The following is a 15,136-nucleotide window of genomic DNA, read 5'->3' as shown; positions in this document are numbered from 1 at the left end:
AGTACGACGCCACCGTGGCCTTCTACCGCGACACCCTGGGCTTCGACGTCAAAGAAGACGACGTCTCCTACGCTCCGACCGTCTCGAGAACTCATTCGGTGCGGTTCGGACCCAACACGCTGTGGCTCGACTGTGTCGACAACTACAGCCGGCCCGACCTGTGGCTGCAGCTGCACACCGATGACCTGGACGCGGCAGCGGCCAAACTGGCCGACATCGGCATCCACCCGTGTGACGAGGTCGAGCCACTGGAGAACCTCGATTCCCGAACCCACTGGATCAAGAACCCGGCCGGTGTCGTACATCTGCTCGCGGAGGCCGGCTGATCCCGAAGCCCCGACGGAGCGGCACGCCACGCACCAGTGCACCGTGGCCTCGCGGCCGCTGAGGCCTTCCAGAGCGAGAGGGCCGACGCCACGCCAGTGCCGGCGGCCCTCTCCTGCCCTGGAATTACAGCGTCGCGAAATACCACGCGAAGGGGTACGAGCAACTGCCCCCCGGGCCGGTGCACTGCTCGACCCAGCAGTTGGTGGTCGCCGTTCCTCCCGCGCGCACACCGTTCATCCAGTAGTTGCAGACGCCCTCGCTGGAGTAGGGGCCATACGTCTGGCCCGCCGGGGCCACGGGGGCCGACGCCGCCGCCGCGTTGGCGTAGGCGGTGCCCGACAGAGAAATGGCCGCCCCGGCAATCACTACGGCGAGTGCTCGTTTCATGTTTCTCATGTGCTCAGACCCTTCTGTTCTTAGCTGGGCGCCGCGACTCCGCGGCAACCCTTCGTGTAAGCGTGGGTGTTCGGTCGCAGTCAGCATTTCGGCTCGGGGCATGGTCGGCATCCCATTTCGGGAGTTGTCGAAACCTTCGCGAGAGTGCCGGAAGTAAAGAATTATCGGGCCCATCTGATTTGGTGTGATGCCCGCCGGGGCGCGGGCGCCCGACCGACCAGGCTCACGCTGCCCCGGCTTTCTCCGTCCACGGCCAGGACGAATTCTTCCGGCCCGCCTCGATGACCGGCAGACGGCCGAAACCGCTCTGGCCTCGACGAACCGCGAGCACCGGCAGGGCGAGATCGGCTACATCTCAGGCGGCGGCCGGGTCAGAGATCGGTGCCGGTGTGCTCCACGGTGGCGAGGAAGTCCCGTACGGCGCGGGCGAACGCGGGAGGGTTGTCGTCGTGCACCCAATGGCCGCAGCCGTGGAGTTCTCGTAGTGCGGTACGCGGCCGACGTTGGGCCATCTCCCTGACCATGGCGGTAGGCAGGATGAAACTGTCCAGCCCGTGCACCAGCAGGGCTGGACAGGAGGAGCCGAGCCACTGCGGCCACCAGTCGCCGACCAGCGCTTGCTGTGAGGCCAGCATGTCGTCGTAGTCGAACAGCAGCCCCCAGCCGTCGGGGTGTTCCACGGCGTTCTCCAGAAAGTAGCTCGCGTCGGGGATGCCGCGCGCCTCGATCTGGCGGCGCATTTCGGCGAGGGTGGCCGTGCGGCGTGGCCAGTCACTGACGTCGAGCACCGGGTGCGGTATGTGCGGCTGCCGATTGTCGGCGCCGCCTTCTTCGACGATGAGGGCGCGGACCAGGTCGGGGTGGCGTGCGGCCAGGTGAAACGCGGTCACGCCGCCCATCGAGTGTCCCAGGACGATCAGCGGGCCGAGGCCGAGCTCGCGTACGAACGCCGCGGCGTCGGCGACGTAGGCGTCCTGGCTGAGGTCCCCGTCGCCGCGCTCGCTATGTCCGTGCGCGCGCTGCTCCAATGCGATCACCCGGTAGTCGGGGGCGAGGTCGGCGGCCAGCCGCGCGAACGCCCGCGCCCGGCCGAAATGGCCGTGCAGCGCCAGGAGCGGCGTGCCCGGGCCACCGAAGTCGATCCAGGACAGGCGCAAGCCGCGTACACGCGTAGAGGTTTGCATGGTCGTCATGATCTGTTCTCCTTGGGAAGGTGATGCGGTTCGAGTAGGGCGAGTGTGGTCAGTGCCGCGGCGATCGCCAGGACTGCCGCGAGCAGGGCTGCCTGGCCGAAGCCGTCGATGAAGGCGTCGCCGGCGACGCGGGCCAGCCAGGCACCCTCGGGGCCGCCCAGGTGGCGTGCGGCCTGCATGGCGCCGGTGATGGATTGGGTGGCGAAGGGGGTCATGTCCGGGGGAAGGATGCCGTGGTGGGGTGTCAGCCTGGCGGTGAGGTGACCGGTGATCACGGCGCCGAACGCCGCGACGCCCAGGCTGCCGCCCAGCTTGAACGCCGTCTCGTTGACAGCCGCGGCGGACCCCGCCTGACGTTGGCCGCCGGAGGCCAGCATCGCCGTGCTCGCGGCGTTGACCGCCATGCCGTTGCCGGCCGCCACGAGGCCCAGCCCGGTGGCCAGGATCCAGTCCTGGGTTCGTAGCCCAGTGGTGATGAGCATCAGTCCGGCGGCGAGGCCGAGCAGTCCGGCCAGAGCCACGAGCCGAACCCCGCGGCGTGCTATCAGGCGAGGGGCGAACGGCGCCACGGCCAGTTGTCCCGCGGCCGTCGGCAGGAGCAGCAGCGCCGTCGTGGACGGCGAGAATGCGCGGACGTCCTGCCAGTACTGCGTGATCAGAAACAGGACACCCATCAAGGAGAGGAATCCGGTCGCCGCGGCCACCGCGGCCGGCCAGAACGAGCGGGCGGCCACCATGGGCAGGTCGAGCAGCGGGTGCGCGGTCCTGCGCTGGCGGAGGACGAACCCCGCCAGCAGGGCGGCGGCCGCGAAGGCGAAGGGATCGAGCCACCCGCGCCGGGGTGCTTCGATGATCGTGTGGATCAGAGCCGGCAACCCGGCGGCGATGAGCAGGATGCTCGGGACGTCCAGCGCGGCCTTCGCGCGGGGCGCGAAGGCCGGCGCCAGCCGCCCGATGGACAGGGCCGCGGGCAGGAGAATCGCGGCGTTGGCGAAGAACAGTGAACGCCAGCCGAAGTGCTCCACCAGCACACCGCCTGACAGCGGTCCGAGCACCACCCCGGCGCTGGCGACGGCTCCCCACACGGCCAGGGCCCTGGGCAGCGCCGATGCGGGAAAGACCGCGCGGACGATGGCGAGTGTCGCAGGCGTGATCATCGCATTGCCCATGCCCATCAGGGCACGCGCGGCGATGAGTTGGCCCGGCGTTCGCGTGATCGCGGCGAGCAGCGAAGCGATCGCGAACACGGCCAGCCCTGCCAGCAGGACCCGCCGCCGTCCGTAGCGATCGGCGAGCGCACCCATCGGGAGCAGCAACGCAGCCAGAGCCAGCACCATGGACTCAGTGATCCATTGCAACTGGGTGGTGGTGGCGCGCAGGTCCGCCGCGATGGATGGGAGTGCGACCGTGACCGCCATCACGCTCACGCTCATGACGAGCAACGCGGCGCAGAGCGCCGCCAGGATCGACCGGCGGCGGGGGTGACCCTGCGCCGGCTCGGGTCCGAGTACGGGGGAGCTGGGGTGCGGCACGGATGACCTCCAGCGGCGGGCAGCGATGAGGCCATTAACATAACGATCGTCATGTAAAGATGCAAAACAGTCGTCATGTGAATATGCTGGGCTTCCCATCGACCAGCACAGCGCGCGGAAGGGAGCCGGCTGTGGCCAGGCCTCGCGATCCCCGGCGCCGCGCCGAGCTCCTCGACCAGATCGTCGGCTACTTGGCGGAGCACGGGATCGCACAGCTGTCGCTGCGCCCGCTGGCGAAGGCGCTCGGCCACAGCACCTACGTTCTCACTCACCACTTCACCGACAAGGACGAGCTGATCAGCGCCGTGCTGGGCCACCTCGACCAGCGGCAGAAGAGTCGGCTGCGGGCATTGCCGGGATGGGAGGAGGGTCGCAGCCTCGGCGACATCGTGCGCGCCTCCTGGCACTGGCACATGACGGAAGGCCTGCCAATGGTCCGGCTGCTGCACGAGATCGAAGGGTTGTCTTCGGCCGGCCGGCTCACAGGGCCGTACGTGCCGCGGATGCTGAGCGACCGCGCCGAGTTCGTGGCCGAGGTGCTGCGGGCCTGTGGCGTCCCCGAGGCCGTCGCCCTGCGCAACGCCACGCTGCTCAACGCGGCATACGCGGGACTGCAGTCCGACTACCTGACCACCGGCGACAAGGAGCGGGTCGAGACAGCGGTCGCGGCGTTGGCCGCTCTCGCCGATGAGTGGACCTCTCTCGCACCTGGACGGCCCGTGCCGGATGATCGACTGAACGGTGACGGCATCGGAGAACATGCCCGAGAGCCCGATTGAGAGCCGTTCCACCTCGGGTTGGGCAACGCCCGGCGCGCCATGGTGGTCGACACACGCAAGGAACTCCTCGGCTGGGTGCACCGCTCACCGGTGACTGCCGCGAGGGGCCGCAGGCGCGCCGGGGCGCATGAGACCTGATCGATAAGAAGCGGAGCGGGGGCATCGCCCGTGTGCCGCCGTGCAGTGGATGTTCGCCGTATGAAGGGAGTGAGATGCGGACCAGCCTGGTGGTGGAGGCGCTCGATCAGGTGCCGGTGTCGGTGACGCTGTCCCCCGGTCTGTCGATGCTGGCATTGATCACCGATGCGCTGTCCGGCCGGGGTCGTGGAGCTCCGGAGAGCTGGCGGCGGCTGCTGCAGGCGGCGGCCGGAACCCAGGATGCGATGGTGGTGCGGTCGCTGGCCTGGCCGGGGTTCAGCGTGCTGCCCGATGTGGTGCTGCCGGGAGAGTTCACCCGGGACATGAACGTACCCGCACAGGTGGCGACGTTGAAGGATCTGTCCCCCGACATCCTGCTGGGCGAACTCGAAGTGATCACCCAGGGCCGGCCGACGCCACACTGGCAGGGCGCGGTGGACCATCCCAGGCGCTGGCTGCACGGCTACGCGGACCTGCTGGAGGCCTCCTGGACGGCGATGAGCCCGGTCTGGCGGCAACTCCGGCCCATCCTCGACCGCGAGATCGAACGGGTCGCGGTGGCCGCCGCCCGCCGAACCCTCGATGTGGTGCTGGACGACCTGCACGCCAACACCCGCTTTCGGGAGCAGACCCTCAGCTTTCCCGACGCCGAGCCGGACACCTTCACCATCGACTCACGCTCCCTGGTGCTGATGCCGATGCTGGCCGGTCCTCAAGCCCTCATCGCCCGCCTGGACGGCCCCGGCGCGGTCTGGATCGGCTATCCCGTGCCTGGCCTGACCAACCCCCCGCCGGTCGGCCTGCGGCACACCCACCAGCTCGAGGTCGTCATCGGCGCGACCCGCGCGGCCATCCTGACCTGCCTGCAACAGCCCCTGACCATGGGAGCGCTGGCCCGCCGCGTCCAGCAGGCGCCGAGCACGATCTCCTATCACTGCGACCGTCTCGAAGCAGCGGGCCTCATCACCCGCCTGCGCGACGGACGCGAGATCTACGTGCTCCGCACCCAGCGCGCCCAGATCATCGTGAACCTGTTCGCCGGCTGACCGCAGGCCGTCCCGCACTTTGCCTCGCTGTCCATCCGTGCGCCGACGGCATTGACCGCGACGGCGACATGACTCGGCTCAGCGGCGGCGGGTCGCGTGCGCCGCCTCGGCGATGGTCTCGGCGACGCCGTCGACGTCGTGCTGGTCGAGCGGCGCGCAGGCGACGCGGAGGAAGTCGCCGGGCAGCCGCGTCGCCATGAACGCCGAGCCGGGCGCGACCGCCACGCCGTTGAGCGCGAGCGACACCAGCGCCTGCTGCTCGTTGCGCACGCCGACCCAGAGGTTGGTGCCGTCTCTGCCGTGGGCGGTCACGCCGCGTGCGGTGAGCGCCCGCTGCAGCGCCGATCTTCGCGCGGCGTATTCCTTCCGCGCCGCGGCGACCTGCTCCTGAGGTTCCTGACCGGTGAGCAGGCGCAGCAGGACGTTCTGCAGGAGCCTGCTGGTCCAGCCGGAGCCGAGCATCCGGCGACGCAGCAGCGACATGATCGGCCCTTCGGCGCCGCCGACGGCGGCCATCCGCAGGTCGGGGCCGTGCGACTTGGAGAAGCCGCGGATGTGGACGGTCCGCTCGGGAAGGTGGTGGCCCAGGCTCACCGGCTCGGACACGGAGATCCCCGCCGAGTGGTCGTCCTCGATGATCAGTGCCGTGGAGTCGCGCAGCACCGCCGCCAGCTCCTCGGCGCGCGGCTCGTCCATGCTGTGGCCGGTAGGGTTCTGCCCGCGCGGCTGGAGGATGACGGCGTCCGCGTCGGCCTCGCGCAGCGCGGCGCCGAGGTCGCCGGGCTCGATGCCGCGGTCGTCGACGGGCAGCGCGACGACCTCGGCGCCGAACAGCTCGAGGAGGTCGAGGATCGGGGGGAAGGTCGGGTTCTCGACCACGACCCTGGTGCCGGGCCTGACGAGTCCGGACAGCAGCCGGTCCACCGCGTCCATGGCCCCGTCGACCAGCGTGAGCACGGCGGGCGGGAACGGCCAGTCCGCCCGTAACACCTCCTCCAGGCCGGGCAGCAGCGGCGGGTCGAAGTAGCTGCTCGTGCGCTGATCCCTGCTCAGCTGCTCCAGCACGGACTCCACGCGCGGCAGGAGCGCGGGATCCGGCCAGCTCTCCGACAGGTCGAGCAGGCCGGCGAAGCCCTCGGCCCGCAGCCGGCTGTATCTGGTCGGGCCGGTCAGGTTGGCGGGGGTGCGCACCACGGTGCCGCGCCGGCCGTCGGTGCGGACGAGGCCCGCCCTGAGCAGCCGCTGCCACGCCTGCGACACGGTCGCCGGGCTCACGCCGAGCTCCTGGGCGAGCTTCCTGACCGTCGGCAGCCGCGCGCCGGCCGGCAGCTCTCCGCTGGTGATCAGGCGGCCGAACGCCTTGGCGATGCCGGCCGCCGTGCGGTCGCTCACCGACGCAGAAATGTCCACAGCTCTTTGTACTATAACAAAGTTTTTATTGTCCACCGGCATCGCTACACGTAATCTCATGCCACCCACCAGCGAAAGGGCGTATCAGTGACCGCGCGACAGGTGACCGACGACGACCGCCGCTACGTCTTCCACTCGTGGTCGGCACAGGACCACATTTCCCCCGTGCCAGTGGCGGGCGCGGAGGGGTCGACCTTCTGGGACTACGAGGGCAACCGCTACCTCGACTTCTCCTCCCAACTGGTGAACTCCAACCTCGGACACGGCCATCCGCGGCTGATCTCCGCGATCGGCGACCAGGCGGCCAGGCTCGCCTACGCCGCCCCCTCGTTCGCCGTGGACGTGCGGAGCGAGGCGGCCCGGATGATCGTCGAGCGGGCGCCGGAGGGCATGGCGAAGGTCTTCTTCACCAACGGCGGAGCCGAGGCCAACGAGAACGCGGTCAGGATGGCCAAGCTGTTCACCGGCCGGCACAAGGTGCTCAGCACCTACCGCTCCTACCACGGCGCAACCACCGGGGCGATCTCGCTGACCGGCGAACCACGGCGCTGGCCGAGCGAACCGGGCCTGCCCGGCGCCGTGCACTTCTTCGGCCCCTACCCCTACCGCTCCGCCTTCTCCGCCACGAGCGCGGAGGAGGAGAGCGAGCGGGCGCTGCGTCACCTGGACGAGGTGGTGACACTCGAAGGACCGCACACCGTGGCCGCGATCGTCCTGGAGACCGTGGTCGGCACCAACGGCGTCCTGGTCCCGCCGCCCGGCTACCTGCGCGGCGTGCGGGAGCTGTGCACCCGGCACGGGATCCAGCTGATCTGCGACGAGGTCATGGTCGGATTCGGCCGCGTCGGACACTGGTTCGCCTGCCAGGCGTGGGACGTCCGGCCCGACCTGATCACCTTCGCCAAGGGCGTCAACTCCGGCTACGTCCCGCTCGGCGGTGTGATCATCTCGGCCGAGGTGGCCGGGTTCTTCGGCGACCGCGCCTATCCCGGCGGGCTGACCTACAGCGGTCACCCGCTGGCCTGCGCGGTGGCGGTCGAGCACATGAAGGTCCTGGAGGAGGAGCGGATCCTGCCCCGGGTGCGCGCACTCGGCGAGCGGCTGGCGACCCGGCTGGCCGAGATCGCGCAGCGGCACCCCAGCGTGGGCGAGGTGCGCGGGATGGGCCTGATGTGGGCGATCGAACTCGTCCGCGACAGGGAGACGCGCGAGCCGCTGGTGCCGTACAACGCCGCCGGCCAGGACAGTGAGCCGATGACGCGGGTCGCCGCCGCCTGCCGCGAGGGCGGCGTGTGGCCGTTCACCCACTTCAACCGGTTGCACGTGGCGCCACCGCTGATCATCGAGGACGACGAGCTGGACCGCGGGCTCGCCGTCTACGACGCGGCACTCAAGATCGCCGACGAGTACGCCACCGGCTGAGGAGGAGCACGTGTCCGAGCAACCGATGCTGATCGACGGCGAGTGGGTCGCGGCAGGCAACGGCCGGTGGATCGAGGTGGAGAACCCCGGCGACCGCACCACGGTCGCCCGCGTGCCATGCGGCGACGCCGCCGACGTCGGGCGCGCGGTCGACGCGGCCGCCCGCGCCTTCCCCGCCTGGCGGGCGCGCCCGCCGCGCGAACGGGCCGATCTCTTCCGCCGCGTGGCCGACACCCTCGAACCGGAGGTGGAGAAGCTCGCCCGGCTGGTCTCGCTGGAGAACGGCAACGCGCTGCGCACCCAGTCACGCGGCGAGGCCCGGTTCGTCGTCGACTGCTTCCGCTACTTCGGCGGTCTGGCCGGCGAGGCCAAGGGCGAGACGATCCCGCTCAGCGACGCCGTACTCGACTACACCAGGCGCGAGCCGCTCGGCGTGGTCGGCGCGATCGTCCCCTGGAACGCCCCGCTGATGCTCTCCGCCCTGAAGATCGCCCCCGCGCTGATCACCGGCAACACGCTGGTGCTCAAGGTCGCCGAGGACGCCCCGCTCGCGGTACTGGAAGTGGCCAGGATCTGCCAGGAGTTCCTGCCGGCCGGCGTGCTCAACGTCGTGACCGGTTACGGCGAGGAGGCGGGCGCGGCGCTGACCGCGCATCCCCGCGTCGCCAAGCTCAGCTTCACCGGCTCGACCTCCGTGGGCAGGCAGGTGATGCACGCCGGAGCCGACCGCGTCGCCCCGGTCTCGCTCGAACTCGGCGGCAAGAGCCCGCAACTGGTCTTCCCCGACGCCGACGAGGACTGGGTGGTCGACGGCGTGATCGCGGGCATGCGCTTCTTCCGCCAGGGCCAGTCCTGCACGGCGGGCTCCCGGCTGTTCGTCCACGAGACGGTCTTCGACTCGTTCGTCGGCAAGCTCACCAGCCGGCTGGGCTCGCTCACGGTGGGTGACCCGCTCGACGAGTCCACCGACATCGGCGCGATCGTCAACGCCAGGCAGTTCGACAAGGTCTGCGGCTACATCCGCGACGGTATGGATCAGCAGGGGGCGCGGATCGCCCTGGGCGGCCTGCCTCCGGAGCGCGGCCCGCTGTCCAAGGGCTACTTCGTGGAGCCCACGGTCTTCACCGGCGTCGCCAACGACTGGCGGATCGCGCAGGAGGAGATCTTCGGACCGGTCGTGTGCGCGATCCCGTGGCGCGAGGAGGCCGAGGTGATCGCGATGGCCAACGACACGCCGTACGGGCTGGCCGCGTTCGTCTGGACGCACGACATGAGCAGGGCGCTGCGCACCGCGCACGCGCTCGAGGCCGGGTGGGTGCAGGTCAACCAGGGGGGCGGACAGGTGCTCGGGCAGTCCTACGGGGGTTTCAAACAGAGCGGAATCGGTCGCGAGTTCTCCCTCGAGGGGATGCTCGACAGTTACACCCAGCGCAAACACATATCCGTGAGCTTGCAGAGGTGACCACATGTCCTCCACCCCCAACCCGCCTGCCGTACCTCCGGTGCGGGTGGCGTTCGCCAGTTTCGTCGGCACCACCATCGAGTGGTACGACTACATCCTCTTCGGCACGGCCTCGGTACTGGTGCTCAACGGGCAGTTCTTCCCCACGCTGAGCCCGGCGGCCGGGACGCTCGCCTCACTGGCCACGTTCTCGATCGCGTTCGTCGCCCGGCCGCTCGGCAGCATCCTGTTCGGCCACTTCGGCGACCGGATGAGCCGCAAGAAGATGCTCATCTGGTCGCTCCTGGGCATGGGGATCGCCACGGTCCTCGTCGGCCTGCTGCCGAACTACGACACGATCGGGATCGCCGCGCCGCTCATCCTGGTCATCCTGCGGATCGTGCAGGGTGTGGCCGTCGGCGGCGAGTGGGGAGGCGCCGCGCTGATGGCGCTCGAACACGCGCCGCGACGCAAGCGGGCCTTCTTCGCGAGCTGGCCGCAGGCCGGGGTGCCCGCCGGGCTGCTGCTCGCGAACGGCGCGTTCTTCCTCGTGCAGAGCATGCCGGAGGAACAGTTCCAGTCCTGGGGCTGGCGGCTGCCGTTCCTCGCGTCCGCAGCGATGATCGCGGTCGGCTTCTACGTCAGGAGCAAGGTCAGCGAGTCGCCGGAGTTCACCGAGATGCAGGAGGCGGAGGCGCGGCGTGCGCGGCAGCGCCGGGTACCGCTGCTCGAGGTGCTGCGCGAGCACAAGCGGGCGGTGCTGATCGGCACCCTGTCCGTCTGCGTCGGCAACACCGTCTTCTACCTGTCCACCGTCTTCATGCTCGCGCACGGGCCGCAGGATCTCGGCTTCGACCGCGGCCAGATCCTCCTGATGCTCATGCTGGCCGCGGCGCTGGACATCGTCTCTCTGCCGCTGGTCGCGATGCTGGGCGACCGGATCGGGCGCAAGCGGCTGCTGCAACTCGGCGCGGTGATCGGGATCGTCATCGGGGTGCCGATGTTCGCGCTGTTCACCACGGGCACCGCTTGGGGCATCCTGCTGGCCACGGTGCTCGCCCTGCCGATCGGCCACGCGTTCTCCAGCGCGGTGCTGACGAGCTTCATCCCCGGGCTGTTCCAGACCCGGGTGCGTTACACGGGCGCCGGACTGTCCTACCAGCTGAGCGGCATCGTCGCATCGGCACCCGCGCCGTTCATCGCCGCCTGGCTCTTCGAGTCGACGGGAAACAGCCTCGCCGTCGGCGCCTACCTGTCGGTGGTGGCGGTGATCACCCTGGTGGCGGTCTCCGCCGCGCCGGCGAAGCCACTCGACGGGGAGAACATCGAGAACCGTGAAGTCACAGACGAAGGGAGTCGTCACGATGAGCAGGGTCGTCCGGGCAGCGCTGTATCAGACGCGGTGGACAGGTGATCGGGAGAGCATGATCCGGGAGCACGAGGACGCCGCGCGCCGCGCCGCCGAGCGGGGTGCGAAGGTGATCTGCTTCCAGGAACTGTTCTACGGCCCGTTCTTCTGCCAGGTGACCCACGAACGGTTCTACGACTGGGCTGAGGCGGTGCCCGACGGGCCCACGGTGGAGCGTTTCCGCGCGCTGGCGGCGGAGCTCGGCCTGGTCATGGTGCTCCCGGTGTACGAGGAGGAGCAGCCGGGGGTGCTCTACAACACCGCCGCAGTGATCGACGCCGACGGTTCCTTCGCCGGGAAGTACCGCAAGAGCCACATCCCGAACCTGCCGGGCTTCTGGGAGAAGTTCTACTTCCGGCCGGGGAACCTCGGTTACCCGGTGTTCGACACCGCGGTCGGCCGCATAGGCGTCTACATCTGCTACGACCGGCACTTCCCCGAGGGCTGGCGGGCGCTCGGACTGGGCGGCGCGGAGATCGTGTTCAACCCGTCGGCGACGCATCGCGGGTTGTCGAAATACCTCTGGGAGCTGGAGCAGCCGGCCGCGGCCGTGGCCAACGCCTACTTCGTGGGCGCGATCAACCGGGTCGGCGTCGAGGAGTACGGCGACAACGACTTCTACGGCACCTCCTACTTCGTCGGCCCGGAGGGGAAGGTCATCGGCGACACGGCGAGCGACACCGACCCCGACCTCGTCGTCCAGGACCTCGACCTGGACGAGATCAGGCGGATCAGGGATCGCTGGGCCTTCTACCGCGACCGCAGGCCCGAGTCCTACGGCGCCGTGGTGGCGCCGTGAAGCTGTTCACGGGGCGGCGGATCCTGGCCCTGGACGGCACCGAGCCCGAGGCGTTCGCAGTCGAGGACGGCGTCGTGGTCGCGACGGGGACGCGGGCCGCCCTGACCCGACGGCATCCGGGCGCGGAACGGGTCGACCTCGACGGCGCGCTGGTGGTGCCCGGGTTCAACGACGCGCACTGCCACGTCTCGCAGGCCGCGCTCGCCAGGGTCCGCGTCGACCTGACGGGCGCGGCCGGCGCCGCGGAGGTCGCCGCCGCCCTGCGGGCCAGGGCCGCACGGACGCCGCCCGGCGAGTGGGTCGTCGGGCAGCCGCTGGACGATCGCCTCATCCCCGGCGTCGACCGCGACTTCCTCGACGCCGTCTCGCCCGATCACCCCGTCGTGCTGATCCACTACTCCTTCCACCGGGCGGTGGTGAACAGCAGGGCGCTCGAACTGCTGGGCTACCGCACCGCCGCGGACGCGCCGGACGGCGGGCAACTCATGACCGACGCCGCCGGCCGGCTCGACGGCCGGCTGCTCGAGCGCGCCTGGCTCGACCCGTGGCTGCCAGGACCGCGGCGCGACACCATCGCGCCGGCCGGCGAACTCGCCGCGCAGGTGGCCGCGCTGGCGGAGGTGAACGACGGGCTGCACCGGACCGGGATCACCTCCTACTGCGACGCGATCGTCACCCCGGTGGAGCAGCGGATGTACACCGCGGCACGGGACCGTGGCGCGCTCACGCCGCGGGTGAGCATGCTGCTGTGGCACACCTACTTCGACCCCGCGACCTGGCCCGGCCAGGACGGGGACCAGCGGCTGCAGCTGAGCGGGGTGAAGATGATGTACGACGGCGCGCTGTCCGGCGGCACCTGCCTGTGCCGCCACCCCTACCCGAGCAGCACGGGCACGGACAACGGGCTGCAGATCCTCACCGACGAGGAGTTCGCCGGCCGGGTGCGCGCCGTGGCGTCCGCGGGAGCGCGGGTCGCGGTGCACGCCAACGGCGACCTGGCGATCAGCAAGCTGCTCGACGTCTTCGCATCGCTGCCCGCCACCGGGGCCGGCCATCGCATCGAGCACTGCAGCATCGTGGACGACGAGATCATCGCCAGGCTGGCCGCGCTCGGCGTCACGCCGGTGCCGTTCTCCGCCTTCGCCCACTTGTACGGCGAGGCGCTCACCGGCTTCTACGGCGAGGAGCGGGCCGGCCGGATCTGCGCGCACCGTTCGCTGCTGGACGCCGGGCTGGAGGTCGCCGGCTCGTCCGACTACCCCATCGTGCCCGTCGACCCGCTCCTCGGCGTGCAGAGCATGGTCACCCGCAGGTCGGCCGCGGGCCTGGACTTCGGCCCCGCTCAGCGGCTCGGCGTGATCGAGGCGCTCGGCGTCTACACGCACGGGTCGGCGCACGCCACCGGCGACGGGCACCGGAGGGGCCGGCTCTCTCCCGGCCAGGTGGCCGACTTCGTCGTCCTCGACGCCGACCTGACCGCCGTCGAGCCCGACGAGATCGCGGCCACCCGGGTGCGCTCGACCTGGGTGGGCGGCGAGCTGGTGTGGTCCGCCGGATGACGACGGCCGCGGGTGCTCACCTCACCCGATACGACTGCTCGGCCGCGACCGCCGTCCGCCGCCCGGTCCGGTCGGTGCCCTTCGAATCTGAGCGCGACCGACCACGACATGCAAGCGCAGTCAACACCACCGCAACCGAACGCCCCCCGGCTACGCGCTCATCGCTGAGCGGCCTATCCCGACATAGGCCAAGCTGACATGCTCGTTCTAAAGCTTGCCCACACGGGTGCAGGTGTTCAGTGATGCAGGCGATTCCCGGTAGGTCGATCATTGGCTGGTGAACGAGCCGCTGCGGCCGTGCTCGCGCAGGCCGCAGCGGGCCTTGCCATCCCGGGCGCCGCACCCGCGGCGAGTGAGCCTCACCCGGGCAGAGCGTCCTCCCGATCGGCGTGCATCTCCTCAGGCGGTGGGTGACCTTTACTCGAGTGGCAGGGCGTGCCGTCCGGCAACCTGGCGGATCTCCTCCAGCGGGTACGGCGTCTTCCTGCTCTCACTCTGCAGAGAGTGGTAGAAGTCGTTCAGCACGGTGGCCAGCGGGCTGTGCCGCGACAGCAGGGCCGCGACCCCGCCGGGCACGCCGGCTGGCCGCTCTCCCGCCGCCCATTCCCGCACCAGTTCGCGGCGCCGCGGCCAGTCGGCGCCGTGGAAGGCGCCGGCCAGCCAGTTCACCAGGTACGTCAGTGTGTAGGTGCGGTCGAAGGTGAGGTGCCGGCGATAGAAGGCTTGTTCCTCCTCTGACAGGTCGAACCGGGTCGACACGGCCTGCCCGAAGTCGGTCAGGTAGAAGCGGTGCCCGTCGGTGAGGATGTTCTCGAAATGCGCGTCGAAGTGCAGGAGGCCGCCCGCGTTCATGAAGGACACGGCCTCACGCAGCCCCTGATCCGCCAGTGCGCAGGCGCGGTCGGCGTCGCCCGCGCGCACCCGCTCGTCCAGCCACTGGAGCAGGTTGTAGGGAAAGTACTCCAGAAAGAGCGTCAGGCTCGCCGGAGCTCCTGCCAGCGCTTCGAGGCGGCGGCGCACGCCGGGTGCGCCCTCCCAGAAGGTGACCGCACGCTCGATGTCGGCCAGCTCTGCGTACAGCGGGGCGGGCTCGGCGTTGGGTAGCACCCGCCAGTGATACAGCAGCGGGAAGCCGGGGATTTGGCCGGTCAGCACCCACTCGGTGGTCATCGTGTGCGCGGCCAGCTCGCGCCAGGCGCCGAAGCCGGGCGAGCCGATGCCGTACTGGCAGAAAGGCGGCAGCCCGAACAGGTCGGCCGTCGAGTGCGGGTGGCGCAGCTCGGGCTCGGTGAGGGGCACGCGTTTGACGAAGACCGAGGTGCCGCCGACCTCGAGCCGCGCGGACACCCCGCCGATGCCGGTGCCGAGGGGCACGGCCTCGCGCTCCAGCAGCTCGGCCAGCTCCCGGTCGTCGTAGCGGGCCAGGGCCGTGGAAACATCACAGTGGGTGGTCAGCCGCGTGTCCGTCATCGTGATCACCTTATGGCCGATGACGGCCGCCCTTGCCCGGCGGCCACCCTGCCGCACGGTTTGCCGAGCTGGTCGCACCTCTTGGCGGTCCCTAGTGCTTTGACCGGAAACGATCACCGGGTTGGCGCGTAAGGCGGTCCGGCCGGTTGGATGGTGCTGATCACGTTCGATCGGAAGTCGGGAGGCCCGGTGACGCATCCGGTCAAGGTCCGCAGG

13 protein-coding genes are annotated in these 15,136 nt (G+C 70.3%); 8 read left to right on the top strand and 5 right to left on the bottom strand.

Annotated features, from left to right (window positions below):
* Nucleotides 1-326: VOC family protein (locus tag ABGB01_RS45155; RefSeq protein ID WP_347780449.1), on the top strand; the 326-nt coding region annotated here is incomplete at its 5' end.
* 124 nt (nucleotides 327-450) lie between these two features.
* Here the strand turns inward: ABGB01_RS45155 and ABGB01_RS45150 are convergent.
* From ABGB01_RS45150 to ABGB01_RS45140, 3 genes are all read right to left on the bottom strand, one after another.
* Entirely contained in the window at nucleotides 451-714 is a 264-nt protein-coding gene (locus ABGB01_RS45150) for a hypothetical protein (protein ID WP_347780447.1), read from the bottom strand.
* 380 nt (nucleotides 715-1,094) lie between these two features.
* Nucleotides 1,095-1,916, bottom strand: coding sequence for an alpha/beta hydrolase (locus ABGB01_RS45145; protein ID WP_347780446.1), 822 nt, complete (start codon nucleotides 1,914-1,916; stop codon nucleotides 1,095-1,097).
* A complete protein-coding gene (locus tag ABGB01_RS45140; protein ID WP_347780444.1) occupies nucleotides 1,913-3,448 on the bottom strand; it encodes an MFS transporter in 1,536 nt (511 codons plus the stop codon). The genes ABGB01_RS45145 and ABGB01_RS45140 overlap by 4 nt, the downstream gene beginning before the upstream one ends.
* Before the next feature lie 131 nt (nucleotides 3,449-3,579).
* Between ABGB01_RS45140 and ABGB01_RS45135 the strand changes: the two genes are divergently transcribed.
* Nucleotides 3,580-4,227, top strand: coding sequence for a TetR/AcrR family transcriptional regulator (locus tag ABGB01_RS45135; RefSeq protein WP_347780442.1), 648 nt, complete (start codon nucleotides 3,580-3,582; stop codon nucleotides 4,225-4,227).
* A gap of 212 nt (nucleotides 4,228-4,439) precedes the next feature.
* Nucleotides 4,440-5,411, top strand: a complete 972-nt coding sequence (locus tag ABGB01_RS45130) for a winged helix-turn-helix domain-containing protein (RefSeq protein ID WP_347780441.1) — start codon at nucleotides 4,440-4,442, stop codon at nucleotides 5,409-5,411.
* 78 nt (nucleotides 5,412-5,489) lie between these two features.
* Here the strand turns inward: ABGB01_RS45130 and ABGB01_RS45125 are convergent, their stop codons facing one another.
* Nucleotides 5,490-6,821 (bottom strand): aminotransferase class I/II-fold pyridoxal phosphate-dependent enzyme, encoded by a 1,332-nt coding sequence (locus tag ABGB01_RS45125; protein WP_347780440.1) that lies wholly within the window; start codon nucleotides 6,819-6,821, stop codon nucleotides 5,490-5,492.
* Between the two features lie 87 nt (nucleotides 6,822-6,908).
* On the opposite strand from ABGB01_RS45125, the gene ABGB01_RS45120 reads away from it, so the two are divergent.
* The 5 genes from ABGB01_RS45120 to ABGB01_RS45100 are packed head-to-tail and all read left to right on the top strand — an operon-like array spanning nucleotide 6,909 to nucleotide 13,450.
* Nucleotides 6,909-8,243, top strand: coding sequence for an aspartate aminotransferase family protein (locus ABGB01_RS45120; protein WP_347780439.1), 1,335 nt, complete (start codon nucleotides 6,909-6,911; stop codon nucleotides 8,241-8,243).
* A gap of 10 nt (nucleotides 8,244-8,253) precedes the next feature.
* Nucleotides 8,254-9,705 (top strand): aldehyde dehydrogenase family protein, encoded by a 1,452-nt coding sequence (locus tag ABGB01_RS45115; RefSeq protein WP_347780438.1) that lies wholly within the window; start codon nucleotides 8,254-8,256, stop codon nucleotides 9,703-9,705.
* Between the two features lie 4 nt (nucleotides 9,706-9,709).
* The gene (locus tag ABGB01_RS45110; RefSeq protein ID WP_347780436.1) at nucleotides 9,710-11,098 is read left to right on the top strand and encodes an MFS transporter; all 1,389 of its coding nucleotides are present in this window, start codon (nucleotides 9,710-9,712) and stop codon (nucleotides 11,096-11,098) included.
* Nucleotides 11,049-11,891 carry a nitrilase-related carbon-nitrogen hydrolase gene (locus ABGB01_RS45105; RefSeq protein ID WP_347780434.1) on the top strand — a complete coding sequence of 281 codons (843 nt, stop codon included), beginning with the start codon at nucleotides 11,049-11,051 and terminating at the stop codon, nucleotides 11,889-11,891. Before ABGB01_RS45110 ends, ABGB01_RS45105 begins: the two co-directional genes overlap by 50 nt.
* Nucleotides 11,888-13,450, top strand: a complete 1,563-nt coding sequence (locus tag ABGB01_RS45100; protein ID WP_347780433.1) for an amidohydrolase — start codon at nucleotides 11,888-11,890, stop codon at nucleotides 13,448-13,450. Before ABGB01_RS45105 ends, ABGB01_RS45100 begins: the two co-directional genes overlap by 4 nt.
* Nucleotides 13,451-13,867: 417 nt before the next feature.
* Here ABGB01_RS45100 and ABGB01_RS45095 read toward each other — a convergent pair whose 3' ends face one another.
* Nucleotides 13,868-14,920: a protein kinase family protein gene (locus tag ABGB01_RS45095; protein WP_347780432.1), complete on the bottom strand. Its 1,053-nt coding sequence runs from the start codon at nucleotides 14,918-14,920 to the stop codon at nucleotides 13,868-13,870.
* Between the last annotated feature and the right edge of the window lie 216 nt (nucleotides 14,921-15,136).

This window comes from Nonomuraea sp. B5E05, assembly GCF_039880665.1.
Classification (GTDB): Bacteria; Actinomycetota; Actinomycetes; order Streptosporangiales; family Streptosporangiaceae; genus Nonomuraea.
This window is presented reverse-complemented; position numbering and strand designations above follow the sequence as displayed.

What these genes read in the sequence shown, in the direction of transcription:
- ABGB01_RS45150 (WP_347780447.1), bottom strand. Translation starts at nt 714, where the DNA reads ATGAAACGAGCACTCGCCGTAGTGATTGCCGGGGCGGCCATTTCTCTG.
- ABGB01_RS45145 (WP_347780446.1), bottom strand. Translation starts at nt 1,916, where the DNA reads ATGACGACCATGCAAACCTCTACGCGTGTACGCGGCTTGCGCCTGTCC.
- ABGB01_RS45130 (WP_347780441.1), top strand. Translation starts at nt 4,440, where the DNA reads ATGCGGACCAGCCTGGTGGTGGAGGCGCTCGATCAGGTGCCGGTGTCG.
- ABGB01_RS45110 (WP_347780436.1), top strand. Translation starts at nt 9,710, where the DNA reads ATGTCCTCCACCCCCAACCCGCCTGCCGTACCTCCGGTGCGGGTGGCG.
- ABGB01_RS45105 (WP_347780434.1), top strand. Translation starts at nt 11,049, where the DNA reads ATGAGCAGGGTCGTCCGGGCAGCGCTGTATCAGACGCGGTGGACAGGT.
- ABGB01_RS45095 (WP_347780432.1), bottom strand. Translation starts at nt 14,920, where the DNA reads ATGACGGACACGCGGCTGACCACCCACTGTGATGTTTCCACGGCCCTG.